20 protein-coding genes and 1 pseudogene are annotated in these 22,931 nt (G+C 73.1%); 11 read left to right on the top strand and 10 right to left on the bottom strand.

From position 1 onward, the window contains the following. Positions 1-11: 11 nt before the first annotated feature. The 3 genes from ACIHEI_RS15480 to hutH all read right to left on the bottom strand — a co-directional run bounded on the left by ACIHEI_RS15480 (position 12) and on the right by hutH (position 3,099). Positions 12-356, bottom strand: a complete 345-nt coding sequence (locus tag ACIHEI_RS15480) for a hypothetical protein (protein WP_392954654.1) — start codon at positions 354-356, stop codon at positions 12-14. Positions 357-492: 136 nt separating this feature from the next. Beyond that, the gene (locus tag ACIHEI_RS15475) at positions 493-1,365 is read right to left on the bottom strand and encodes a MurR/RpiR family transcriptional regulator (RefSeq protein ID WP_387644843.1); all 873 of its coding nucleotides are present in this window, start codon (positions 1,363-1,365) and stop codon (positions 493-495) included. Between the two features lie 171 nt (positions 1,366-1,536). Continuing rightward, the gene (gene hutH, locus ACIHEI_RS15470) at positions 1,537-3,099 is read right to left on the bottom strand and encodes a histidine ammonia-lyase (protein ID WP_396606970.1); all 1,563 of its coding nucleotides are present in this window, start codon (positions 3,097-3,099) and stop codon (positions 1,537-1,539) included. Between the two features lie 96 nt (positions 3,100-3,195). On the opposite strand from hutH, the gene fdhD reads away from it, so the two are divergent. Beyond that, the gene (fdhD, locus tag ACIHEI_RS15465) at positions 3,196-4,014 is read left to right on the top strand and encodes a formate dehydrogenase accessory sulfurtransferase FdhD (RefSeq protein ID WP_396606931.1); all 819 of its coding nucleotides are present in this window, start codon (positions 3,196-3,198) and stop codon (positions 4,012-4,014) included. 21 nt (positions 4,015-4,035) lie between these two features. On the opposite strand, the gene ACIHEI_RS15460 is transcribed toward fdhD, so the two are convergent. Then, complete coding sequence (locus tag ACIHEI_RS15460; RefSeq protein WP_396606930.1) at positions 4,036-4,236, bottom strand: acyl-CoA carboxylase subunit epsilon; 201 nt, start codon at positions 4,234-4,236, stop codon at positions 4,036-4,038. A 21-nt stretch (positions 4,237-4,257) separates the two neighbouring features. Next, the gene (locus tag ACIHEI_RS15455) at positions 4,258-5,847 is read right to left on the bottom strand and encodes an acyl-CoA carboxylase subunit beta (RefSeq protein ID WP_387644835.1); all 1,590 of its coding nucleotides are present in this window, start codon (positions 5,845-5,847) and stop codon (positions 4,258-4,260) included. A gap of 202 nt (positions 5,848-6,049) precedes the next feature. Between ACIHEI_RS15455 and ACIHEI_RS15450 the strand changes: the two genes are divergently transcribed. From ACIHEI_RS15450 to ACIHEI_RS15440, 3 genes and pseudogenes are all read left to right on the top strand, one after another. Next, entirely contained in the window at positions 6,050-6,946 is an 897-nt protein-coding gene (locus ACIHEI_RS15450; protein WP_396606929.1) for a biotin--[acetyl-CoA-carboxylase] ligase, read from the top strand. Positions 6,947-7,140: 194 nt separating this feature from the next. Then, entirely contained in the window at positions 7,141-8,232 is a 1,092-nt protein-coding gene (locus tag ACIHEI_RS15445) for an adenylate/guanylate cyclase domain-containing protein (protein ID WP_396606928.1), read from the top strand. Between the two features lie 120 nt (positions 8,233-8,352). Continuing rightward, positions 8,353-9,540, top strand: a pseudogene (locus ACIHEI_RS15440) (diguanylate cyclase domain-containing protein); the annotation flags it as partial. Between the two features lie 775 nt (positions 9,541-10,315). On the opposite strand, the gene ACIHEI_RS15435 reads toward ACIHEI_RS15440, so the two are convergent. Further along, complete coding sequence (locus tag ACIHEI_RS15435) at positions 10,316-10,735, bottom strand: DoxX family protein (protein ID WP_396606927.1); 420 nt, start codon at positions 10,733-10,735, stop codon at positions 10,316-10,318. 246 nt (positions 10,736-10,981) lie between these two features. On the opposite strand from ACIHEI_RS15435, the gene mmpB reads away from it, so the two are divergent. Together mmpB and ACIHEI_RS15425 are read left to right on the top strand one after the other, a co-directional pair. Then, positions 10,982-11,116 carry a morphogenic membrane protein MmpB gene (gene mmpB, locus ACIHEI_RS15430; RefSeq protein ID WP_396606926.1) on the top strand — a complete coding sequence of 45 codons (135 nt, stop codon included), beginning with the start codon at positions 10,982-10,984 and terminating at the stop codon, positions 11,114-11,116. Between the two features lie 9 nt (positions 11,117-11,125). Continuing rightward, positions 11,126-11,737, top strand: coding sequence for a Maf family protein (locus tag ACIHEI_RS15425; RefSeq protein ID WP_387644819.1), 612 nt, complete (start codon positions 11,126-11,128; stop codon positions 11,735-11,737). Positions 11,738-11,747: 10 nt separating this feature from the next. Here ACIHEI_RS15425 and ACIHEI_RS15420 read toward each other — a convergent pair whose 3' ends face one another. After that, the gene (locus ACIHEI_RS15420) at positions 11,748-12,500 is read right to left on the bottom strand and encodes an alpha/beta hydrolase family protein (RefSeq protein WP_396606925.1); all 753 of its coding nucleotides are present in this window, start codon (positions 12,498-12,500) and stop codon (positions 11,748-11,750) included. Between the two features lie 248 nt (positions 12,501-12,748). Here ACIHEI_RS15420 and ACIHEI_RS15415 point away from each other — a divergent pair, with 248 nt between their 5' ends. Further along, complete coding sequence (locus ACIHEI_RS15415; RefSeq protein ID WP_396606924.1) at positions 12,749-13,501, top strand: hypothetical protein; 753 nt, start codon at positions 12,749-12,751, stop codon at positions 13,499-13,501. Between the two features lie 207 nt (positions 13,502-13,708). Beyond that, a complete protein-coding gene (locus ACIHEI_RS15410; RefSeq protein WP_392954675.1) occupies positions 13,709-15,484 on the top strand; it encodes an acetyl/propionyl/methylcrotonyl-CoA carboxylase subunit alpha in 1,776 nt (591 codons plus the stop codon). A gap of 50 nt (positions 15,485-15,534) precedes the next feature. On the opposite strand, the gene ACIHEI_RS15405 is transcribed toward ACIHEI_RS15410, so the two are convergent. The 3 genes from ACIHEI_RS15405 to ACIHEI_RS15395 all read right to left on the bottom strand — a co-directional run bounded on the left by ACIHEI_RS15405 (position 15,535) and on the right by ACIHEI_RS15395 (position 19,502). Beyond that, positions 15,535-16,887 carry a condensation domain-containing protein gene (locus ACIHEI_RS15405; RefSeq protein ID WP_396606923.1) on the bottom strand — a complete coding sequence of 451 codons (1,353 nt, stop codon included), beginning with the start codon at positions 16,885-16,887 and terminating at the stop codon, positions 15,535-15,537. Positions 16,888-16,934: 47 nt separating this feature from the next. Further along, positions 16,935-17,849, bottom strand: a complete 915-nt coding sequence (locus tag ACIHEI_RS15400) for a DeoR/GlpR family DNA-binding transcription regulator (RefSeq protein WP_396606969.1) — start codon at positions 17,847-17,849, stop codon at positions 16,935-16,937. 198 nt (positions 17,850-18,047) lie between these two features. Then, positions 18,048-19,502 (bottom strand): NAD(P)H-quinone dehydrogenase, encoded by a 1,455-nt coding sequence (locus ACIHEI_RS15395; RefSeq protein ID WP_396606922.1) that lies wholly within the window; start codon positions 19,500-19,502, stop codon positions 18,048-18,050. 121 nt (positions 19,503-19,623) lie between these two features. Between ACIHEI_RS15395 and ACIHEI_RS15390 the strand changes: the two genes are divergently transcribed. The 3 genes from ACIHEI_RS15390 to ACIHEI_RS15380 all read left to right on the top strand — a co-directional run bounded on the left by ACIHEI_RS15390 (position 19,624) and on the right by ACIHEI_RS15380 (position 22,921). Then, the gene (locus ACIHEI_RS15390) at positions 19,624-20,061 is read left to right on the top strand and encodes a gamma-glutamylcyclotransferase (protein WP_387644804.1); all 438 of its coding nucleotides are present in this window, start codon (positions 19,624-19,626) and stop codon (positions 20,059-20,061) included. A gap of 177 nt (positions 20,062-20,238) precedes the next feature. Continuing rightward, positions 20,239-21,069, top strand: a complete 831-nt coding sequence (locus tag ACIHEI_RS15385) for a purine-nucleoside phosphorylase (protein WP_396606921.1) — start codon at positions 20,239-20,241, stop codon at positions 21,067-21,069. 154 nt (positions 21,070-21,223) lie between these two features. After that, on the top strand, positions 21,224-22,921 hold the full coding sequence (locus ACIHEI_RS15380) for a phospho-sugar mutase (protein ID WP_396606920.1): 1,698 nt from the start codon (positions 21,224-21,226) through the stop codon (positions 22,919-22,921). Positions 22,922-22,931 lie beyond the last annotated feature (10 nt).

Raw genomic sequence — 22,931 nt, 5'->3', positions numbered from 1 at the left:
CCATTGCGTCGTCAGGCCGCTTCGTCGCCGCCCCAGTCGATGCCGATCTCGGCGAGCCAGCGGCGGTCCTCGGCGTCCGGCTGGGGCGTCGGCTCGTCGGGGCGGGTCTCGTCGTTCTCGCCGGGGCGGGACGGTGGGCGCGGGATGTACTGGACGGGGCCGACGCCGTAGCGGGCGGCGGCCTCGTCGGCGGCCGGGTCGCCGGGTTCGAGGACGCCGATGTGGATGGCTTCCTCGTCGCCCGGGTCGAGCACGGTGAGTTCGGGGTGCGGCGGGCGGCGCAGCGCGATGCGGCGGCCGCACTGCGGGCAGGACCATTCGTCGGCGCCGGAGCCGAGCCGTCCGGTGAGTCTCATCTGGTGGATCGGTGGTGGCATTGGACTTCCCCCGTCCAAAGCTGTCTTCGTCCCTGTCGAGTCCCTACCGGGAAGATGCCCGTTCACGGCCGGTCGTCAACCCGGTGCAGGGGTGTCATTGGGGGAACAGGCGGTGTCATTCCAGGAACAGTTGACGGGCCGTCGCCGACTGTTCGATGGCTTCCAGCCGGGCCTCCGCGCCGGGGATCTCGTCGCACATCGCCTGGAGCAGGACCCGGCCGAGCATCATCGGGGCGCAGGCGGTGTCGAAGACCAGGCCGGTGCCGACGGCGGCGGGCAGCATCACGTCGGAGAGTTTGGCGACGGGGGCGAACGCGGAGTCGGCGACGGTCAGGACGGTCAGTCCGCACTCGCGGGCGACGGTGAGGGCGTCCATCAGTTCGCGCGGGTAGCGGGGCAGCGCGAAGCAGAGCAGGGCGGTGGCTCCGGCGGCGACGGCCTGTTCGAGGCGGTCGGCGAGCATCGAGCCGCCCTCGTCGATCAGCCGGATGTCTGGGTGGACCTTGGCGGCGAAGTAGGAGAAGCCGCCGGCCTGGGCGGAGGCGGCGCGCAGGCCGAGCACCGGCAGTGGGCGGGAGGCGGCCAGGATCCGGGCGGCGCGGACGATCGGCGCGGGGTCGGCGAGCAACTCGGCCAGGTTCCGCAGGTGTTCGATCTCGGCGAGCACGGCCTGCTGGTGCTCGTTGCGGACCACGTCGTGGTGGCTCTCGGGGGCGGCGGCCTCGCCGACGCCGAGTTCGCGCAGCTGCTTGCGCAGCGCCGGGTAGCCGTCGTAGCCGAGCGCGACGGCGAACCGGGTGACGGACGGCTGGCTGACGCCGGCGAGTTCGGCGACCTCGACGCTGGACAGGAACGGCGCCTCGGTGGCGTGCCGGACCAGTGAGTGGGCGATCCGCCGCTGAGTGGGGGTCAGCCGGTGGCCCTCGAAGAGCTGGAGCAGCCGGGCGGAGGGCCCGGTGGTCGTTCCGGTCTCGTCAAGGGCGGGCATGTTCGGGTACCTCCACATTCGGTTGGACGTTCGCCGGTGGCTTCGGCGGTGGGACGACTGTGGCGCAGTCCCGACAGGTGGGCAATGGCGTTTCGCCAAGCGGGACGGGCGCGTTCGGACAGTAGTCCGGCGCGCCCGTCCTGTGTCGTGCCCTTAGGGCCGGACAGGCCCTTAGGCGAGCGGGCCGGTCACCTGCTCCACGGCCCCGATCAGTGTGCCGGAGGCGACCAGCTCGGCGGCGGCCTCCAGGTCCGGGGAGAGGAAGCGGTCCCGGCCGGGCCCGCCGACGCCGGCCGCGCGGGCGGCGGCGACCGCGGCGGCGGTCGCCGGGGCGAGCACCCCGGTCTCCTCGGCGGCCTGTTCCCGTATCTCCAACGCCCGTGCGGAGGCGACGAGTTCGACGGCCAGCACGCGGCCGAGGTTGGCCACCGCCTGGCGCAGCTTGCGGGCCGCGGACCAGCCCATCGAGACGTGGTCCTCCTGCATCGCCGAGGACGGGATGGAGTCCACCGAGGCGGGCACCGCGAGCCGCTTGTTCTCGCTGACCAGCGCGGCCTGGGTGTACTGGGCGATCATCAGACCGGAGTCCACGCCTGGGTCGTCGGCGAGGAACGCGGGCAGGCCGTGCGAGCGGGCCTTGTCGAGCAGCCGGTCGGTGCGGCGCTCGGAGATCGAGGCGAGGTCCGCGGCGGCGATCGCCAGGAAGTCCAGCACGTAGGCGACGGGCGCGCCGTGGAAGTTGCCGTTGGACTCGACCCGGCCGTCGGGCAGCACCACCGGGTTGTCGACGGACGCGGCGAGTTCGCGGTCGGCGACCAGCGCGGCGTGCGCCAGGGTGTCGCGGCCGGCGCCGGCCACCTGCGGGGCGCAGCGGATCGAGTAGGCGTCCTGGACCCGCGGCGCGTCGTCCTGGTGGTGGCCGGTGAGGCCGGAACCGCGCAGCACGGCCAGCATGTTGGCGGCGGCGGCGGCCTGGCCGGGGTGCGGGCGGATCGGGGCGTGCAGTTCGGGGGCGAGCACCTTGTCGGTGCCGAGCAGCGCCTCCAGCGTCATCGCGGCGGTGATGTCGGCGGTGGTGTACAGGCGCTGGAGGTCGGCGAGGGCCATCACCAGCATGCCGAGCATGCCGTCGGTGCCGTTGATGAGGGCCAGGCCCTCCTTCTCCAGCAGTTCGACGGGTTCGATGCCGGCGGCGGCGAGCAGTTCGGCGGCGTCCTTCTCGACGCCGTCGGGGCCGAACGCGGTGCCCTCGCCCATCAGGACGAGTGCGCAGTGCGAGAGCGGGGCGAGGTCGCCGGAGCAGCCGAGCGAGCCGAACTCCCGTACCGCAGGGGTGATTCCGGCGTTCAGCAGGGCGGCCATGGTCTGGGCGACCAGCGGGCGGACGCCGGTGCGGCCGGAGGCCAGCGTCTTCATCCGCAGGAACATCAGCGCCCGGACCACCTCGGTCTCCACCAGCGGGCCCATGCCGGCGGCGTGCGAGCGCACCAGCGAGCGCTGGAGCTGGGCCCGCAGTTCGGGGCTGATGTGGCGCACCGCCAGCGCGCCGAAGCCGGTGGAGACCCCGTACACCGGGCGGGGTTCGGCGGCGAGGGCGTCGATCCGGGCCCGCGCGGCGGCCATCTCGGCGAGCGCGTCCGGCCCGATCTCCACCCTGGCCCCGCCCCGGGCGACGGCGAGGACATCATGGGCGCTGACGTCGGCCTTGCCGACCTGGACGACGACACTGTGCATATCCATATGCACATTCTCATCAGGTGAATGCGGATATGACAAGCAACCGGCGCCGCGTCCCCGGATGGTTGACTGGCCCGCGGAGGTGCGACACGGATGGCGCGGGCAACGGTACGGCGGCGAGTGGTGCGGCTGGACGGCGGGGAGCGCGGGGCGCGACCCGACAGTCTGGCGGCGGAGGAGCCGCTGGAGATCCGGATCGGCGGCGAGGCGCTGACCGTCACCATGCGCACCCCCGGCCACGACTTCGACCTGGTGGCGGGCTTCCTGGTCGGCGAGGGCCTGGTCGGCGCCACCGAGGAGCTCGCCGCGCTGCGCTACTGCGCGGGCACCGACGAGGACGGCGCCAACACCTACAACGTGGTCGACGCGGCCGTCCGCGGCGCCCGCCCCGCACTGTCCGCGCACCGCAACCTGCTGACCACCAGCGCCTGCGGCCTGTGCGGACGCGACACCGTGGACGCCGTGCGCACCCGCAGCCGCTGGGACGTCTCCGTGGACCCGCTGCGGCTCGACCCTGAGGTGCTCTACGCCCTGCCGGAACGGCTGCGCGCCGCCCAGCGCACCTTCGACTCCACCGGCGGCCTGCACGCCGCCGCGCTGTTCGCCGCCGACGGCACCCTGCTGTGCGCGCGCGAGGACGTCGGCCGGCACAACGCGGTGGACAAGGTGGTCGGCTGGGCGCTGCGCGAAGGCCTGCTCCCGCTGCGCGGGCACGTCCTGCTGGTCTCCGGCCGGGCCTCCTTCGAACTGACCCAGAAGGCCGCGCTGGCCGGCCTGCCGCTGCTGGCGGCGGTCTCCGCGCCGTCCTCGCTCGCCGTCGACCTGGCCGAGGAGCTCGGCCTCACCCTGGTCGGCTTCCTGCGCGGCCGCACCGCGAACGTCTACACCCGCGCGGACCGGATCGCCGACTGAGCGTCGGCGATCCGGCCATGATCAGCGGGGCCAGAAGCTGGTGCGCCAGGCGTGCGGCCCGTGCGCGGGGACGGGACGGGGAGTGCGGCTGGTCCACGCGCTGGCCGGGCCGCTCGCGGAGGCCGACGCGGCCCCGGCGGCGGCCCGGGCTTGGACCACCGCCAGGACGGTGGCCAGCTCCTCGGGGGTCGGCTGCCCGTGCAGCACCTGAATGGGAGTCATGTCGCGGGGTGAACCCTTCTGCTACAGCGGGATGTTGCCGTGCTTCTTCGGCGGCAGCGCCTCCCGCTTGCCGCGCAGCGCCCGCAGCCCGCGGACGATGTGCTTGCGGGTCTCGCTGGGCGCGATGACCGCGTCGACGTAGCCGCGCTCGGCGGCCAGGTACGGGTTGAGCAGGGTGTCCTCGTAGGAGGCGAGCAGCTCGGCCCGGCGCTCCTCGCCCCGGCCCTCCGCCTCGGCGGCGGCGATCTCCCGCCGGTGCAGGATGTTGACCGCGCCCTGCGCGCCCATCACGGCGATCTGCGCGGTCGGCCAGGCCAGGTTGAGGTCGGCGCCCAGGTGCTTGGAGCCCATCACGTCGTACGCGCCGCCGAACGCCTTGCGGGTGATCACGGTGATCAGCGGGACGGTGGCCTCCGCGTAGGCGAAGATCAGCTTCGCGCCGCGGCGGATGATGCCGTCCCACTCCTGGCCGGTGCCGGGCAGGAAGCCGGGCACGTCGACGAAGGTCAGCACCGGGATGTTGAACGCGTCGCAGGTGCGCACGAAGCGGGCGGCCTTCTCGCTGGCGGCGATGTCCAGGCAGCCGGCCAGGTCCATCGGCTGGTTGCCGACCACGCCCACCGGGTGGCCCTCGACCCGGCCGAAGCCGACCACGATGTTGCCCGCGTACAGCGGCTGGACCTCCAGGAAGTCCCCGTCGTCCAGCACCCGCTCGATCACGTGCCGGATGTCGTACGGCTGGTTCGCCGAGTCCGGGACGATGGTGTCGAGTTCGAGGTCCTGCTCGGTGATCGTGAGGTCGGCCTGCTCGGGGTAGGCCGGCGGGTCGCTCAGGTTGTTGGAGGGCAGGTACGACAGGAGGCTCTTGACGTACTCGATGGCCTCCTTCTCGTCGGCGGCCAGGTAGTGCGCGTTGCCGGACTTGGTGTTGTGGGTGCGGGCGCCGCCCAGCTCCTCCATGTCCACGGTCTCGCCGGTGACGGTCTTGATCACGTCGGGGCCGGTGATGAACATGTGCGAGGTCTTGTCGGCCATCACCACGAAGTCGGTGACCGCCGGCGAGTACACCGCGCCGCCCGCGCACGGGCCCATGATCAGCGAGATCTGCGGGATCACGCCCGAGGCGTGCACGTTGCGGCGGAAGATCTCGCCGTACAGGCCGAGCGAGACCACGCCCTCCTGGATCCGGGCGCCGCCGGAGTCGTTGATGCCGATCATCGGGCAGCCGGTCTTCAGCGCGAAGTCCATCACCTTGACGATCTTCTCGCCGAACACCTCGCCCAGCGAGCCGCCGAACACCGTGAAGTCCTGGGCGAACACCGCGATCTGGCGCCCGTCCACGGTGCCGTAGCCGGTGACCACGCCGTCGCCGTACGGCCGGTTCTTCTCCTGGCCGAAGTTGGTCGAGCGGTGCCGGGCGAACTCGTCGAACTCCACGAACGAGTCCTCGTCCAGCAGTTCCAGGATCCGCTCGCGGGCCGTCAGCTTGCCCTTCGCGTGCTGCTTCTCGACCGCCGCGGCGGAACCGGAGTGCACCGCCTCGTCGATCCGCCGGCGCAGGTCGGCGAGCTTTCCGGCGGTGGTGTGCGGGTCGTGCGGTGCCTCGGCCATTGCGGTGGCTCTCCCTGCGTCCTCGGCCGCCGGCCCGGGGCGTGGAGGGTTACGGGCAGGGCGGCGCTGCGGTCTACCGTTGCGTAGCGTAGCCAGCGCGGGGGCGTCCGCGGCTATGGCCATCGACACATCGTGCCACTGCCCGGTTTGCGGGACGATGATGCGGCGTGCGGCTGTTGGCCGTACCTCTAGGGTGGCTGGGGTGAGCACTCCCGAGAGCCCCCGGCCCCGTCGTTCCGGACTGCGCGGCTTCGGCCACGGCGGCCCGTCCCCGTGGACCGACCTGGACCGTCCCCCGCTCGACGAGGCGGCGCTGCGGCTCGACCTGCTGCGCCCGGGCGCGCTGTGGACCTCACTCGATGTGGTGAGCGATACCGGCTCCACCAACTCCGACCTGGCCGCCCGCGCCAAGGACGGCGCGCCCGAGGGCGCGATCCTGGTCGCCGAATCGCAGAGCGCCGCCCGCGGCCGGCTCGACCGCCGCTGGACGGCGCCGCCCCGCTCCGGGCTGTTCCTGTCGGTGCTGCTGCGCCCGCAGGGCGTGCCGATGGAACGCTACGGCTGGCTGCCGATCCTGATCGGCACCGCCGTCTCCGCCACCCTCGACCGGATCGCCGACGTCCGCACCGGCCTGAAGTGGCCCAACGACCTGCAGGCCGAGGTCGACGGCCAGGAACGCAAGCTCGGCGGCATCCTCACCGAACTCTCCGGCGGCGCCGTCGTCGCCGGCCTCGGCCTCAACGTCACGCTGCGGCAGGCCGAACTGCCCGTCCCCACCGCCACCTCGCTCGCCCTCGCGGGCGCCGGGACCACCGACCGGGCGACCCTGCTGCGCGCCCTGCTGCGCGAGTTCGCCGAACTGTACGGCGAGTGGACGGCCGCCGCCGGCGACCCGCACGCCAGCGGACTGCTGCCCGCGTACACCGCCCGCTGCACCACTCTCAACCGGCCGGTGAAGGTCCAACTCCCCGGCGAGCGCGAGCTGCTGGGCGACGCGGTGGCCGTCGACGGCGACGGCCGGCTCGTGGTCCGCACCGCCGACGGCACCCGGCACGCCGTCGCCGCGGGCGACGTGGTGCACGTCCGCCCGCAGAACTGACCGGCCCCCACCGGCCCGGTCTCACCCAGCGGGACCCTCGGGTCCGCTGCCGGGCGGATGCCCCGGATTACGCGATTCCGTGCGAACATTCCACCTGGCAGCGGTGTGAGGCTCGCCACTACCCCTGCGGTGGTCGCGTAGCCGAACCCCGAGGACGGCAAGACACAAGTGCGCGAACGCACGGGGACGGACCGGTGACAGACAACGGCGGCGCCACCACGGGCTCCGGCAACGGCGGCACTCCCGCCGACGCGTACGACGGGACGGACGAGACCACCGTCGCGACCGACCTCGAGCGGCTGATCCTCGACGCGCCGCGCAAGTACACCCCGTACCAGGCCGCGCGCGCCGCCGAAGTCCCGATGGACCTCGCCACCCGCTTCTGGCGCGCCATGGGCTTCCCCGACATCGGCCAGTCCCGCGCCCTCAACGACAACGACGTGATCGCGCTGCGCCGCCTGGCCGGCCTGATCGAGTCCGGGCTGCTCAGCGAGCCGATGGCGATCCAGGTCGCCCGCTCCACCGGCCAGACCACCGCGCGACTCGCCGGCTGGCAGATGGACACCTTCCTCGACAACCTCACCCAGCCCGTCGAACCCGGCCTCACCCGCTCCGACGTCGCCTACCCCCTGGTCGAACTGCTCCTCCCCGAGCTCGAACAGTTCCTGGTGTACGTCTGGCGCCGCCAACTCGCCGCCGTCACCGGCCGCGTCGTCCAGGCCGCCGAGGACACCGAGACCACCTCCGGCCGCCTCGCCGTCGCCTTCGCCGACCTGGTCGGCTTCACCCGGCTCTCCCGCCGCCTGGAGGAAGAGGAACTCGGCGAACTCGTCGAAGGCTTCGAGAACACCTGCTCCGACCTGATCGCCGGCCAGGGCGGACGCGTCGTCAAGACCCTCGGCGACGAGATCCTCTTCGTCTCCGAGGACCCCGCCACCGTCGCCGAGATCGCCCTCTCCCTGGTCGAGACCCTCGCCAAGGAGGACAACATGCCCGCCCTCCGCGTCGGCATGGCCTTCGGCACCGTCACCTCCCGCATGGGCGACGTCTTCGGCACCACCGTCAACCTGGCCTCCCGCCTCACCTCCATCGCCCCCAAGGACGCCGTCCTGGTCGACGGCGAACTCGCCACGGCGCTGGAACACAACGGCTCCGCGACACTCCCGGACGGCACCCCTGCCCCCGGCCACCGCTTCCACCTCCAGCCCATGTGGCGCCGCCCGGTCCGCGGCCTCGGCCTGGTCGAGCCCTGGCTGCTGACCCGCACGCCCGCCTCCGGATCTTGATGTTCTGATCGGGTCGCCCCGCACCCCTGGGTGCGCACCTGCCTGCGCTCGCTTCGCCCCAAATCCACCCATACCGCCATAGGCTGGACGAAACGGCCCGTGGGAGGGAATGTGGCGGCGATGAGCGATCAGGTTGCGCCGGACTCGCGGTTGCAGGCGGTGGTGGAGCTCGCGCAGGCGATGGCGGGGGCGATGACGCCGCTGGAAGCGGTGAGCGCGGCGGCGGCCCGGGCGACGTCCGCGTTGGGGGCGACGATGGCGGCGGTCTCGGTGTGGGACCGCGAGTCGGGCCGGTTGCGGGTGCTGGTCAACCACGGGGAGCTCGCGCCGGGCGAGGAGGAGCTGCCCGAGGACGAGTCGTATCCGGTCGCGGACTTCCCGGAGATCGTGACGTACCTGGAGGAGCACTGGACCACCGGCCGACTCCCCCGCGCCTGGGTGCAGACGGCGGAGGATCTCGGTCCGCACGCCGGGCACCCGCTCCCGGCCTCCGGCGCGTTCTGCCGCTCGCGCGCCGCAGGCCTGCGGCGGCGGGGCCGGGGCAGCTGCCTGGTCGCGCCGATCGTGCTGCACGGCCAGGCGTGGGGCGAGCTGTACCTGGCGCGCGGGATCGGGATGCCGGTGTTCACCGATGCCGACGCCGAGTACGCGACCCTGCTGGCCGCGCAGATCGCGGCGGGCCTCGCGCAGACCGAACGGGTCGCCGACTTGCGCCGGCTGGCGTTCACGGACGCGCTGACCGGCCTGGCGAACCGTCGCGCGGTGGATGCCCGGCTGGAGGAGGCGTTGAAGGCGCACGCCCGGGACGGCGCGGTGGTGTCGCTGGTGGTGTGCGACGTCAACGGGCTGAAGCGGGTCAACGACCAGTTGGGCCACGAGATGGGCGACCGGCTGCTGGAGCGGTTCGCGCACCAGCTGTCGCTGTCGGCGGCGAAGCTGCCCGGCAGCCTCGCGGCGCGACTCGGCGGGGACGAGTTCTGCCTGCTCACGGAGGGCCAGTCCGCGGACGAGGTGGTCGCGGTCGCGGAGGAACTGTGCACCCGCGCACTGGAGTTGACGGACGGCGAGGGCGTCGCCTGCGGGATCGCCTCGACCGGGGACTCGATCGGCCCGGTGACCACGGCGGACCGCCTGTTCCGGCTGGCCGACGCCGCCCAGTACCGGGCGAAGGCCGCCCGGGCGGCGCACCCCGTGGTGGCCGGGCGGGCCCAGGGGCCGGGGTTCACCCCGGACCCGGTGGTACAGCTGGCGGACAGCCGCCGCGCGCCGACCGGACGGCCCAACGGCGAACGGCGACGGTTCCGCGGCTCGGCACACAGCGCCGACCCGGGACAGCTCCTGGCGGCAGCACTGGCGGCGCTGGACCAGGGCGGCGTACAGGGCGCGGTGACGCATCCGGCCGACACGCTGGGGCGTCTGTCGGTGGTCGCGGAAACCGCGTCACGACTGCTCAACGCCGTCGGCTGGTGGGTGTCGTACGTGCCACCGGGCTCACCACTGATGCGCACCGCCCGGCACGCCGTGTACCGGATGACGGGCGGCCCCGCATCGGCCCGGGCCCGCACCCAGCGGGCCCAGATCGAAGCCCCGGACGCGGTGTTCGACCTGCGGCACTACCCACTCACCGGCCGCGCCGTCACCGGCGGATCGTTCGCCCTGCGGGTCGGCGCACCGGGCAACGACCCCTCCGAGGAGGCCGTGATGGTGGTCTCCGGCTACCGCGCGATGGTCGCCGCGGGCGGCGCGAACCCTGCGGGCGGCTGGCTGCTCGAACTGTTCGCCGACGAGAGCACGCTCCCACTCGGCCAGGTCGCCCCGGCCCTCCGCGCGCTGGTGGCGGTGGCCCTCTCGGGGCCGTGCTCCCCACCGCCGTCCTGACCGGGTGCGGAACCAGGGAGAGCACAACCGGGGGCGCGAGCGGGTGCGAAACCAGGGAGAGCACCAACAGGGGCGCGGGGAACTGCGCGAAGCGGAAGACCCCAGCCGCAAGATCGCGACGCGGGCAATGACTTGCCTTTGATCGCGACCTTGCGGACCGGTGAGCGCTTGTCGCGCAGTTCCCCGCGCCCCTGTTGGTGCTCTGTCAGCGCGTGAGCCGGTTACCCAACGCGAAGCTGCCCGGGCCAACGGCAGCAATGAGCAGGAACGCCCAGCAGAACAGCACGGCCGGCTCGCCGCCGTTCTGCAGCGGGAACAGCGCGTTCTCCTGGTGCACGGTGAAGTACGCGTACGCCATCGACCCGGAGGCAATGAGCGCGGCGGCCCGGGTGCCGATGCCGAGCAGGACGAGCGCGCCGCAGGCGAGCTGGATGACGGCGGCGTACCAGCCGGGCCAGGTGCCGGCGGGGATGGTGCCGCCGCCGTGTGCCCCGCCGAGGACGCCGAACAGTGAGGCGGCGCCGTGGCAGGCGAACAGCAGGGCGGTGACGACCCGGTAGAGCGCGACGAAGTGCGGGCGGGCCGCGTCGGTGGCGGCTCTTGCGGTGGTGACGAGGTCGGACATGGGACTCCTCAGCCTGAACCAGTGGGGTGGTCTGCTGTGCGTGCCCTGACCTGGAGCCGACCTGCTGCCGGTTCGTGGGGGGAGTTCGGCGCCCCGCACGGCGCCGATCATGAACCGGACAAGTCAGCTGCTCCATTGCAGGGGTCGCGGAGCTCCGCGTCAAGCATGCGTCCGAACCATCACCCGTCCCAGGACTGAGTACGGATACTCAGGCGCCGCGCCGCACACACGTTGCAGGCTGATCGAATGCTCTGGAAAGACCCCCGCGACGAGCCGTCGCCCGAGGCCCGCGAGGTGCAGCGCAGGCTGCGCCGCACGGCGGTGGTGCTGGCGGCGCTGGCCATGATCGCGGCGGCGCTGGTGCTGGCCCGGCACGGTTAGGCTGAAGGCATGACCGCTCGCCGCCCGCTCGTTCTCGCGTCCGCCTCCCCCGCCCGGCTGGGCCTGCTGCGGCAGGCGGGCCTGGATCCGCAGGTGCGGGTGAGCGGGGTGGACGAGGACGCGCTGTCCGCGCCGACGCCCGGCGAGCTCGCGCTGGTGCTCGCGGTGGCGAAGGCCGGGAAGATCGCCGGCGAGCTGGCCGCCGAGCCGGGTGAGCCGCCGATCGTGATCGGCTGCGACTCGGTGCTGGAGCTGGACGGCCAGGCGCTCGGCAAGCCCGCCGACGCCGCCGAGGCGATCGAGCGCTGGCGCTCGATGCGCGGTCGCGCGGGCGTGCTGCGCACCGGCCACTGCGTGATCGACACCGCCACCGGCCGGCAGGCGCAGGCGACGGCGTCCACCACCGTCCGGTTCGGCACCCCGGACGACGCCGAGGTCGCCGCCTACGTCGCCTCCGGCGAACCGCTGCACGTGGCCGGGGCGTTCACCCTGGACGGCCGCTCCGCACCGTTCGTGGAGGGGATCGACGGCGACCCCGGGAATGTGATCGGCCTGTCGCTGCCGCTGCTGCGCCGCCTGCTCGCCGAGCTGGACGTCCGGATCACCGACCTCTGGGTCTGAACAGAACCGCTCAGCCCGCCGCGGGCGCGTGCTTGGCCAGGTAGGCCTGGACGTCGGGCAGTGCGCCGTCCTTGAGCAGCGGGGCGCCGTGGTTGCCGCCGGGGTAGAGCTTCAGCTGCTTGTCCTCGGCCACCGAGGCCTCGTACAGCGCCTTGGCGTTGGCGTTGAAGGGGGCGTCCAGTTCCTCGGCGGCGAAGTAGGTCGGGATCTTCACCGACTTGACCGCGAGCGCCGCGTTGAACTGGCTGTACACGTCGGGCGAGCTGAGCGAGACCACGGCCTTGATCGGCAGCGGGCTGTCCAGTTTGGCGGCGACCAGGGAGGCGGCGGCGCCCTTGGAGGCGCCGATCAGGGCGATGCTGGTGACGCCCTTCTCCTTGAGGCGGTTGGCGGCGGCCTTGATGCCCTCGGTGACGTCGCCCTCGCCGGTGAAGGCCATCACGGCATACCCGGCCTTGGTGAACTCGCCGAACACCGGCGCCCATTCGCACAGCGAGCCGCTCAGCTGGTGGGAGAGGATCAGCGCGGTCTTCGCCCCGCCGGCGTCCGAGTCCTGGTAGTAGGCGTCCAGCTCGGTGCCGCCCGCGGTGCCCGCGTCGAGGGCGAAGGAACCCTTTGCCGCCTGCGCCTTCGTCAGGCACCCGTAGGTCGCGGCGGTGGGCTCCGGGGTGGCCGCTGCTTTGGTCGAACTGCCGCTGCTGGAACAGGCGGTGAGCACCAGGGCGGTCGCGGCGAGTGCGACGGGCAGCATGGAGCGCTTCACGATTCCCCCGTGAATTATTCGGATATGTGATGGTGGCTGCGACGCTAGGGACGGCCCCCGAACCCGGTCAATGGTCTGAACCATTCCGTTATGTCGGCCCGCGAAGAGAGTGACCGGATTCCGGTTCGCAAGGTGCGGAATCGGACAGAACCGGGGGCGTACATCTGTTGCACAGTTCCACCCCCGGGGCCGGTGGGCCGCCGTTAGGCTGGCGAGCCGGACCGGAAAGGGGCGTTGAGGAGCGGAACATGACCGATGGGGTGCTCAACGTCGTGCTGGGACTGGTCGCTTCGGCGATCAGCGCCGGCCTGGGCTGGCTGGCGCAGACGGTGCGCCGGCGCCGCCGGCTGGAGCGGGAGCGCGCGTTCTTCGGGCTGCAGTCCGGCGGCGAGGCGCTGCTGGTCGCCAATCGGCAGGCCTCCTCGTCCGATCCGCACAGCGTGGCCCGTGACGACGTGTACGCGCTGATGGAAGTGGCTGCGCTGGTCCGCGAGTGCGGGGCCCGGTCCGTGCTGACCTCGCACGACGAGGTGCGTCAGGGGCTGGGCGACAAGACCGAGTTCTGCGTGGGCGGGCCGGAGAGCAACACGCGGACCGGTGCGCACCTGGCGTCCTGGCTGCCCGGCGCGGTGTTCGTCGCCCCGCCGGACGGTGCCGGGCATCCGGTCCGCACGCTGCTGATCGGGGAGCGGGAGTTCGCCTTCCGGACGCCCGCCGAGCAGCCGGGCGGGACGGCGTACGTGCTGCTGGCCCGAATACACCTGCGGCCGGGCAGTCGGCCGGTGTTCCTGATCGCCGGTCAGACCGCGGTCTCCAACCACGCGGCGGTGCGCTACCTGGCCGCCCACCACCGCTCGCTGGCCCGCCGGCACGGCCCGGACGGGGCGTTCGCGGTGGTGCTGCGGGTGGTCAACGCCCGGGCGTACGGCCCGGACGTGGTCGAGTTCGAGGCGGACGTGACCGCCGAGGCGACCGCCCCGCCGCAGCCGGCGGCCGCTTGAACCATGCTCCGGCGTGGCTGAGGCCACCCGGTCCACCGTGTTTCCCGAGCGACCCGCGCGCCCCGCGACCTGCGGTGCGTCGCCAATCGCCGTCGTCCGCAAGGAAGTCGGGAAACCCGAGCGTGTGAGCACGCTCACCACCAGGGACTACTCGCCGGTAGCGCCCTTCAATCCATAGACTCGACGAGGTTCGAGAAGGGAGCCACAGTGCGCAAGGTGCTCATCGCCAATCGCGGCGAAATCGCTGTCCGCGTCGCCCGGGCGTGCCGGGATGCCGGTATCGCGAGTGTCGCCGTGTATGCCGAGCCGGACCGGGACGCGCTGCACGTGCGGGCGGCCGACGAGGCGTACGCGCTGGGCGGCGACACCCCCGCGAGCAGTTACCTGGACATCGCGAAGGTCCTGAAGGCGGCCGCCGATTCGGGCGCGGACGCGATCCACCCCGGCTACGGCTTCCTGTCCGAGAACGCCGACTTCGCCCAGGCCGTCCTCGACGCCGGCCTGACCTGGATCGGCCCGCCGCCGCAGGCGATCCGCGACCTCGGTGACAAGGTCACCGCCCGGCACGTGGCGCAGCGCGCCGGTGCCCCGCTGGTGGCCGGTACCGCCGACCCGGTGTCGGGTGCCGAGGAGGTGGTCGCGTTCGCGTCCGAGCATGGTCTGCCGGTCGCGATCAAGGCGGCGTTCGGTGGCGGCGGTCGTGGTCTGAAGGTGGCCCGTACGCTGGAGGAGATTCCGGAGCTGTACGAGTCGGCGGTGCGTGAGGCGGTGGCCGCGTTCGGCCGCGGTGAGTGCTTCGTCGAGCAGTACCTGGACAAGCCGCGGCATGTCGAGACCCAGTGTCTGGCCGACCGGCATGGCAACGTGGTGGTGGTCTCCACTCGTGACTGCTCGTTGCAGCGTCGCCACCAGAAGCTGGTCGAGGAGGCGCCCGCGCCGTTCCTGACGGCGGAGCAGAACGCCGAGTTGTACCGGGCGTCGAAGGCGATCCTGCGTGAGGCGGGTTACGTCGGCGCCGGCACCTGCGAGTTCCTGGTCTCTCAGGACGGTCTGATCTCCTTCCTGGAGGTCAACACCCGCCTCCAGGTCGAGCACCCGGTGTCCGAGGAGGTCACCGGCCTGGACCTGGTCCGCGAGATGTTCCGGATCGCCGACGGCGAGGAGCTCGGCTACGACGACCCGGAGGTCCGCGGTCACTCCTTCGAGTTCCGGATCAACGGCGAGGACCCGGGTCGCAACTTCCTGCCCGCGCCCGGCACCGTCACGCTGTTCGCCCCGCCGTCCGGCCCGGGCGTGCGCCTGGACGCCGGCGTCGAGTCCGGCTCGGTCATCGGCCCCGCCTGGGACTCGCTGCTGGCCAAGCTGATCGTCACCGGCACCGACCGCAAGCAGGCCCTTCAGCGCGCCAAGCGCGCCCTGGAGGAGTTCAAGGTGGAGGGCATGGCCACCGCCATCCCGTTCCACCAGGCCGTGGTCACCGACCCCGCCTTCGCCCCCGAGGTGCACGGCTCCGAGGGCCCGTTCACGGTCTTCACCCGCTGGATCGAGACCGAGTTCGACAACACCATCCCGGCGTTCGCGGGCGCCGGCGGCGACGGCGAGGAGCCCGAGGGCCGGGAGACCGTGGTGGTCGAGGTCGGCGGCAAGCGCATCGAGGTGTCGCTGCCGTCCTCGCTGGGCGTCGCCTCGGCCCCGGCCGCGGGTGCCGCGGCGGGCAAGGCGAAGCGCCGGGTGGGCGCCAAGAAGGCCGCCTCCGCGGTCTCCGGCGACACCCTGGCCTCGCCGATGCAGGGCACCATCGTCAAGGTCGCCGTCGAGGAGGGCCAGGTCGTCGCCGAGGGCGAGCTGATCGTGGTCCTGGAGGCGATGAAGATGGAGCAGCCGCTGAACGCCCACAAGGCCGGCACCGTGGTCGGCCTGAAGGCCGAGGTCGGCCAGTCGGTCTCCAGTGGCGCCGCGCTCTGCGAGATCAAGGACGTCTGATCCGTCCAGGAAGGGCGGCGGGAGTTCGTGAACTCCCGCCGCCCTTCGGCCTATCCGGCCGCCTCCAGCACCAACTGCTCGACGCCGCACAGGAACTGCGCCATCTGCGCGCGCTCCAGCAGCGCGCTGTCGGCGACCATCAGCAGCTCGATCGCGCCGGGCGCGGCGACCACGTCCACCGCGACGGACACCCCGGGGCGGGCCGGGAACGTGTCCGGGAAGCTCAACTCCCGTTCCACCAGAGGGACTTCGCCGACCCCGCCGGGCATCAGGGCGGCCAGTGGGTCCCGGGTGTCGTTCCAGATCACCGAGTGGTCGGCCAAGTCCTGTTCGGCGGCCCGCAGTTCGTCCAGGTCGGCGTCCAACTGCGGCTTGTGGTACCCGGAGTGGCGGTAGGCGCTGAGCGCCGGGCCCTGGCAGCGGCGGACCGTCTCGTCGAACTCCCCGGCCAGCTCCGGGAGATGGAACAGGCCCTCCTGGGCGAGCGTCGTGACGGCCTCGGCGGACTGCGCGGTGAACCGGTTGCCGACCACCACCTGGAACAGCACCTCGCGCTGCCCGCCCAGCCGCCCCAGTTCGGTCGCGGCGGCGGCCAGCAGCACCGTGGCGTCGCTGGTCCGCAGCCGGGCCGCGGCCCGCGGCAGCGCGGAAGCCAGCTCCGGGGAGCGCAGCACCGCGAACGGGAAGCGCCGCTCCGGGTCCGGTTCGCCGTCCGGGCGCGGGAGTTGGGTGCGCGGGCCGGAGCTCAGCTTGTCCCGCCAGTACCGGCGGGCGGCGGCGTCCCGGCGGCGGCCGCGCGGCGAGTCCTGCTCGGCGGCCTCTTCCAGCGGCTGCGTGAAGTCCCGTTCGGCGCGCAGCTCGTCGGCGCTCCGCCCGGCGGCCAGCAGCGTCAGGTCGCGGACGGCGCGGCGCATCCCCCAGCCGTCCGAGGCGGTGTGCGACAGCACCAGCACGGTCTGCCGGACCAGGCCGTCCACCAGCACCAGGCCGAGCCGCACCGGCCACTCGCGCGGCAGGTCGAACGGCCGGCCGGCGAACTCCGCGAGCAGCTCCGCCGCCGCCCCGGCGGCCCGCTCGGCGCTGGAGCGGTGCAGCACGGCGACCGGCAGCGCCCCGTCCGCGTCCACCTCCTGCACCAGCTCGCCGTCCCGCTCGACCAGCCGGGTGCGCAGCGCGTCGTGCAGGTGCAGCAGCTCGGTGAAGGCGCGCAGCGCCGTCTCCAGCGGCAGGCCGGGCTCGACGGGCGCCGACAGCCGCAGGTTGTAGCGCGGCGCGTCGGGGCCCAGCTTGACCAGCGCGGTGTGGATGGCCCGCTGGCCCCAGGTCGCGGGGCCTCGCCCGCCCCGCGCCGCCCGGACCGTCAACTCCGTTGTGTGGTCGAGCCGTTCACTCGATGCGTCCATGAGGCCAGACGCTACAAGCGGGGCGGGCGGAGCGGAACGGGGCGCGGTCAGCGGATCCGCTCGGCGAGCCGCGGGGCGACCGGCAGTGTGCCGTGCGGGGCGGGACGGCGCTGGCCGGGCAGCGGGGTGCCGGGGGCCAGGCCGGCCGGCGGGACGGGGCGGCGCGGCACCGCCGAGGACGGCTGCGGGTGCGCCGTCGAGGTCTCGGCGGACAGACCGAGCGCGGCGACGGAGATCTGCACGCCACAGTCGGCGAGCGCGTCGAGTTCGCGGGCCGTCGGGTCCTCGGCGGCGGTGTGCTCGTCGGTGACCAGCCGGGTGATCCCGTCCGTGGCGACGGTCTGGAACATGCTGTCCGCGCCGAGCTTGGTGTGGTCGGCGAGGACGATCACCTCGTTGGCGGACTGCACCAGGGCCCGGTCGACGCTGGCGGAGAGCATGTTGGCGGTGGACAGGCCGCGTTCGGCGGTCAGTCCGCTGCCGGAGATGAAGGCCTTGGTGACCCGCAGCCCGGCCAGCGACTGTTCGGCGCCGCTGCCGACCAGCGCGTAATTGGATCCGCGCAGGGTGCCGCCCGTCATCACCACCTCCACGCGGTTGGCGTGCGCCAGCGCCTGGGCGACCAGCAGCGAGTTGGTGACCACCGTCAGCCCCGGCACCCGGGCGAGCCGGCGGGCCAGCTCCTGGGTGGTGGTGCCGGCGCCGACCACGATGGCGTCGCCCTCCTCGACCAGGCCCGCGGCGAGATCGGCGATGGCGCTCTTCTCGGCGGCGGCGAGGTGGGTCTTCTGCGGATAGCCGGGCTCCCGGCTGAAGCCGCCGGGGAGCACCGCGCCGCCGTGGCGGCGGTCGAGCAGCCCTTCGGCCTCCAGCGCCCGGACGTCCCGGCGGACGGTGACTTCGGAGGTCTGGACGACGCGGGCCAGCTCTCGGAGCGACACGGCTCCGTTGGCGCGCACCATCTCGAGGATCAACTGGCGACGTTCTGCAGCAAACACAGAACCGACGGTAACCCGAGTGACCGTCTGCTTTCAGGCGTTTGCACCTGGTAACTGGATTTGCTCACCTGGGAGCGGCGCACGACCGTACAATGCGCGCTCCGCCGGGCGGGTGAGCCGGGCGGCGTGCGCCCGGCTCGGCCCGAACGAGCCGGTGGAACGTCAGGAAGCGGCGCCTTCGCGCTTGCGAATGTGCAGCTGACGCGCCGCCTCGGCGGTGGAGCCGGACAGCGACGGGTAGACGGTGAAAGTGTTGGCCACCTGCTCGACCGTCAGGTTGTTGTCCACGGCCAGCGAGATGGAGTGGATCAGCTCGGAGGCGCGCGGCGCGACCACCACACCGCCCACCACGATGCCGGTGCCGGGGCGGGCGAACAGCTTCACGAAGCCGTCCCGGATGCCCTGCATCTTGGCCCGCGGGTTGCCGCGCAGCGGGAGCTTGATCTCGACCGCGTCCATCTTTCCGCAGGACACGTCGGCGTGGGTGTAGCCGACGGTGGCGATCTCCGGGTCGGTGAACACGTTGGACGCCACGGTCTTCAGGTTCAGCGGCTGCACCGCGTCACCGAGCGCGTGGTACATGGCGATCCGGCCCTGCATGGCGGCCACCGAGGCCAGCATGAAGACGCCGGTGCAGTCGCCGGCCGCGTACACGCCGGGGGCGGAGGTGCGGGAGACCCGGTCCACCTTGATCTGGCCCCAGTCGTTGACCGCGACGCCGGCCTCCTCCAGGCCCAGGTCGGCGGTGTTGGGGATGGAGCCGACCGCCATCAGACAGTGCGTTCCGGTGATCACCTTGCCGTCGGCCAGCGTGACCTCGACCCGGTCGCCGATCCGCTTGACGCTCTCGGCACGCGAACGGCCCATCACGTTCATGCCGCGGCGGCGGAAGACGTCCTCCAGCACCTCGGCGGCGTCCGGGTCCTCGCCGGGCAGCACCCGGTCGCGCGAGGAGACCAGCGTGACGCTGGAGCCGAGCGCCTGGTAGGCACCGGCGAACTCGGCGCCGGTGACGCCGGAGCCGACCACGATCAGCTCGCGCGGCAGCTCCTCCAGGTCGTACACCTGCGTCCAGGCCAGGATCCGCTCGCCGTCCGGCTGGGCGTCGGGGAGTTCGCGCGGGCGCACGCCGGTGGCGATCAGCACCGCGTCGGCCCGCAGCGCCTCGACGCTGCCGTCGGCGTGGTCGACCAGCACCTCGCGGGAGCCGTCGATGGCCTGCCCGCCGCTGCCGAGCCGGCCGCGGCCGCGCAGCACGGTGACGCCGGCCCGGGTGACGGCCTGGGTGATGTCGTGCGACTGGGCGATCGCCAGCCGCTTCACCCGTCGGTTCACCTTGCCGAGGTCCACCCCGACCACCCGGGCCGGGTCGGCGGCGTCCGGCGTGCCGTCCGCGACCAGGATGCCGAGTTCCTCGTACGAGCTGTCGAAGGTAGTCATCACCTCGGCGGTGGCGATCAGCGTCTTGGACGGCACGCAGTCCGTCAGCACCGCCGATCCGCCCAGACCGTCGCGATCGACGACGGTCACCTCCGCGCCGAGCTGGGCTGCCACGAGGGCCGCCTCGTATCCGCCTGGTCCGCCACCGATGATCACGATCCGAGTCACGTGCTCCATTGTCCCGCACGCCGGAACGGATTCCACGCCGGGGCCGTTGCTGTTGACCCTTGCTCCCGAAGATGGGGCCGAGGCTGCGGACGGACCTGCGCGGGCGGGCCGCTCCCGTAGGCTGGCGGTCATGTCGCTCTATGCCGCCTACGCCACCAACCTCGACGCCCGGCAGATGAGCCGGCGCGCGCCGCACTCCCCGCTGCGCGGCTCCGGCTGGCTGCCCGGCTGGCGGCTGACCTTCGGCGGCGAGCAGCTGGGCTGGGAGGGCTCGCTTGCCACCGTGGTGGAGGACGAGAAGGAGCAGGTCTTCGTCACGCTCTACGACATCGCCCCGATGGACGAAGAAGGCCTGGACCGCTGGGAGGGCGTGCAGCTCGGCATCTACCGCAAGGTGAAGCTGCGCGCGCAGACCCTGGACGGTGAGGTCGCGGTGTGGACGTACGTGCTGAACGACTACGAGGGCGGCCTGCCCGCGGCCCGCTACCTCGGTCTGATCGCGGACGCCGCGGAGAGCGCCGGCGCTCCCGACGACTACGTGCTGGACCTCCGCCGCCGCCCCTGCTGACAAGGTCTCCGCGCTTGCTGACGACGTCTCCGCGCTTGCGCCGGACGGGAGTTCGGGCGTAGTCCGGCCGGGCCGGCGGGGACGAATGGCGGCGTTCCGTACATTCCGGGTAACGATCCGGCATGGCTCGGCCCAGTTGTCTACGCGCGTAGGCAGATTTGACCTATCCTCGACCTTGTGAACGCATCTCCTCAGACGGTCGTCTCCGCCGACCCCTACGCCGCCGCCCGGGAAGCCGCCGACCGGCTGCGCGAACTCACCGGCGCCGAACGCCACGACGTCGCCCTGGTGATGGGCTCCGGCTGGGTGCCGGCCGCCGACGCCCTCGGTGAGACGCTCGCCGAGTTCCCGGTCACCGAGCTGCCCGGCTTCCCCGCCCCCGCGGTGGCCGGCCACGCGGGCACCGTCCGCTCGGTCCGGATGCCCGGCGAGGGCGACCGCCGCGCGCTGGTCTTCCTCGGCCGCAACCACTACTACGAGGGCCACGGCGTGGCCACCGTGGTGCACGGCGTGCGCACCGCCGCCGCGGCGGGCTGCAAGACCATCGTGCTGACCAACGGCTGCGGCGGCCTGCGCCACGGCTGGACGCCCGGCCAGCCCGTGCTGATCAGCGACCACATCAACCTGACCGCGGACTCCCCGATCGTCGGCGCCAACTTCGTCGACCTCACCGACCTGTACTCCAAGCGCCTGCGCGCCCTGTGCCTCGAGGTCGACCCGTCGCTGGACGAGGCCGTGTACGTGCAGTTCCGCGGCCCGCACTACGAGACCCCGGCCGAGGTCAACATGGCCCGGGTGCTCGGCGGCGAACTGGTCGGCATGTCCACCACCCTGGAGGCCATCGCCGCCCGCGAGGCCGGCGCCGAGGTGCTCGGCATCTCGCTGGTCACCAACCTGGCCGCGGGCATCACCGGCGAGCCGCTCAACCACGCCGAGGTGCTGGAGGCCGGCAAGGCCTCCGCCGAGCGGATGGGCGCCCTGCTGGCGAAGGTCCTGGAGCGCATCTGACACCCCGCCCGGGAGGCGACTCCCGGGCGGCGCAGCACCTCTGACCGAGAATCGGCGCAGGACGACGGCGGCCACCGACGGGTTCGGTGGCCGCCGTCGCTCAGTTCGCCGCAGCACTGACACTCCTTCCACCCACGTACAGGGAGCGGGCCGCATGCCGAAGGCACCCACCACCGACCTCCTCGACCGGGCCCGGGCCTGGCTGGCCGAGGACCCCGACCCGCAGACCCGTGAGGAGCTGGCCGCGCTGCTGGCCGCCGCCGAGGGCCCGGGCGCCGAGTCCGGGGAGCGGATCGCCTGGTCGCGGCTGGCCGAACGCTTCGACGGGCGGCTCCAGTTCGGCACCGCCGGCCTGCGCGGCGAACTCGGCGCCGGCCCGATGCGGATGAACCGCGCCGTGGTCATCCGCGCCGCCGCCGGCCTCGCCGCGTACGTCCGCGCCAACCCCGCGCTCGGCGACCTGATCGTGATCGGCTACGACGCCCGCCACAAGTCGCACGACTTCGCCCTCGACACCGCCGCCGTCGTCGTCGGCGCCGGCCTGCGCGCCGCGGTGCTGCCCCGGCCGCTGCCCACCCCCGTCCTCGCGTACGCCATCCGGCACCTGGGCGCGGCGGCCGGCGTGGTCGTCACCGCCAGCCACAACCCGCCGCAGGACAACGGCTACAAGGTCTACCTGGGCGACGGCTCGCAGATCGTCCCGCCCGCCGACGCCGACATCGCCGCCGAGATCGACGCGCTCGGCGCGCTCGCCTCCGTGCCGCGTGCCTCCGAGGGCTGGGAGATCCTCGGCTCCGATGTTCTGGATGCCTACCTGACCCGCGCCGTCTCCGTCCTGGACACCGACGGACCCCGCTCGCTCACCACCGTCTACACCCCGCTGCACGGCGTCGGCCGCGACGTGCTGCTCGCCGCGTTCGAGCGGGCGGGCTTCCCGGCACCCACCGTGGTCGCCGAACAGGCCGAGCCCGACCCGGACTTCCCCACCGTCGCCTTCCCCAACCCGGAAGAGCCCGGCGCGATGGACCTGGCCTTCGCCACCGCCCGCGCGGCCCGCCCCGACCTGGTCATCGCCAACGACCCGGACGCCGACCGCTGCGCCGTCGCCGTCCCCACCCACGACGGCGACTGGCGGATGCTGCGCGGCGACGAGGTCGGCGCGCTGCTCGGCGCGGCCCTCGCCGCCAAGGGCGCGAGCGGCGTCTTCGCCACCACCATCGTCTCCTCCACCCTGCTCGGCAAGATCGCCGCCGCGGCCGGCCTCGGCTACGCGGAGACCCTCACCGGCTTCAAGTGGATCTCCCGCGCCGACGGCATCCGCTACGGCTACGAGGAGGCCCTCGGCTACTGCGTCGACCCCGACGGCGTCCGCGACAAGGACGGCATCACCGCCGCCCTCCAGATCACCGAACTCGCCGCCGGCCTGAAGCGCGACGGCCGCACCCTCACCGACCTGCTGGACGACCTGGCCCTCGCCCACGGCCTGCACGCCACCGACCAGCTCTCGGTCCGCGTCGACGACCTCACCGTCATCACCGACGCCATGCGCACCCTCCGCGACAAGCCCCCCGTCGAACTGGCCGGCCTCACCGTCACCCACGCCGACGACCTCACCGCCGGCACCCCCGAGCTCCCGCCCACCGACGGCCTCCGCTACTACCTCAGCGGCCCCACCGTCACCTCGGCCCGCATCGTGGTCCGCCCCTCCGGCACCGAGCCCAAGCTCAAGTGCTACCTGGAGGTCGTCCTCCCGGTCGCCACCCACGACGTCCTCCCGGCCACCCGCGAACAGGCCCACGCCCTGCTGGCCACCATCAAGCAGGACCTGGCGCTCGCGGCCGGCCTCGTCTGACCGTCCGTCG

This window comes from Kitasatospora sp. NPDC051984, assembly GCF_044593455.1.
Taxonomy (GTDB): domain Bacteria; phylum Actinomycetota; class Actinomycetes; order Streptomycetales; family Streptomycetaceae; genus Kitasatospora.
Note: the sequence above shows the minus strand (reverse complement) of the source record. Positions and strands in the feature narration are given on the sequence as shown.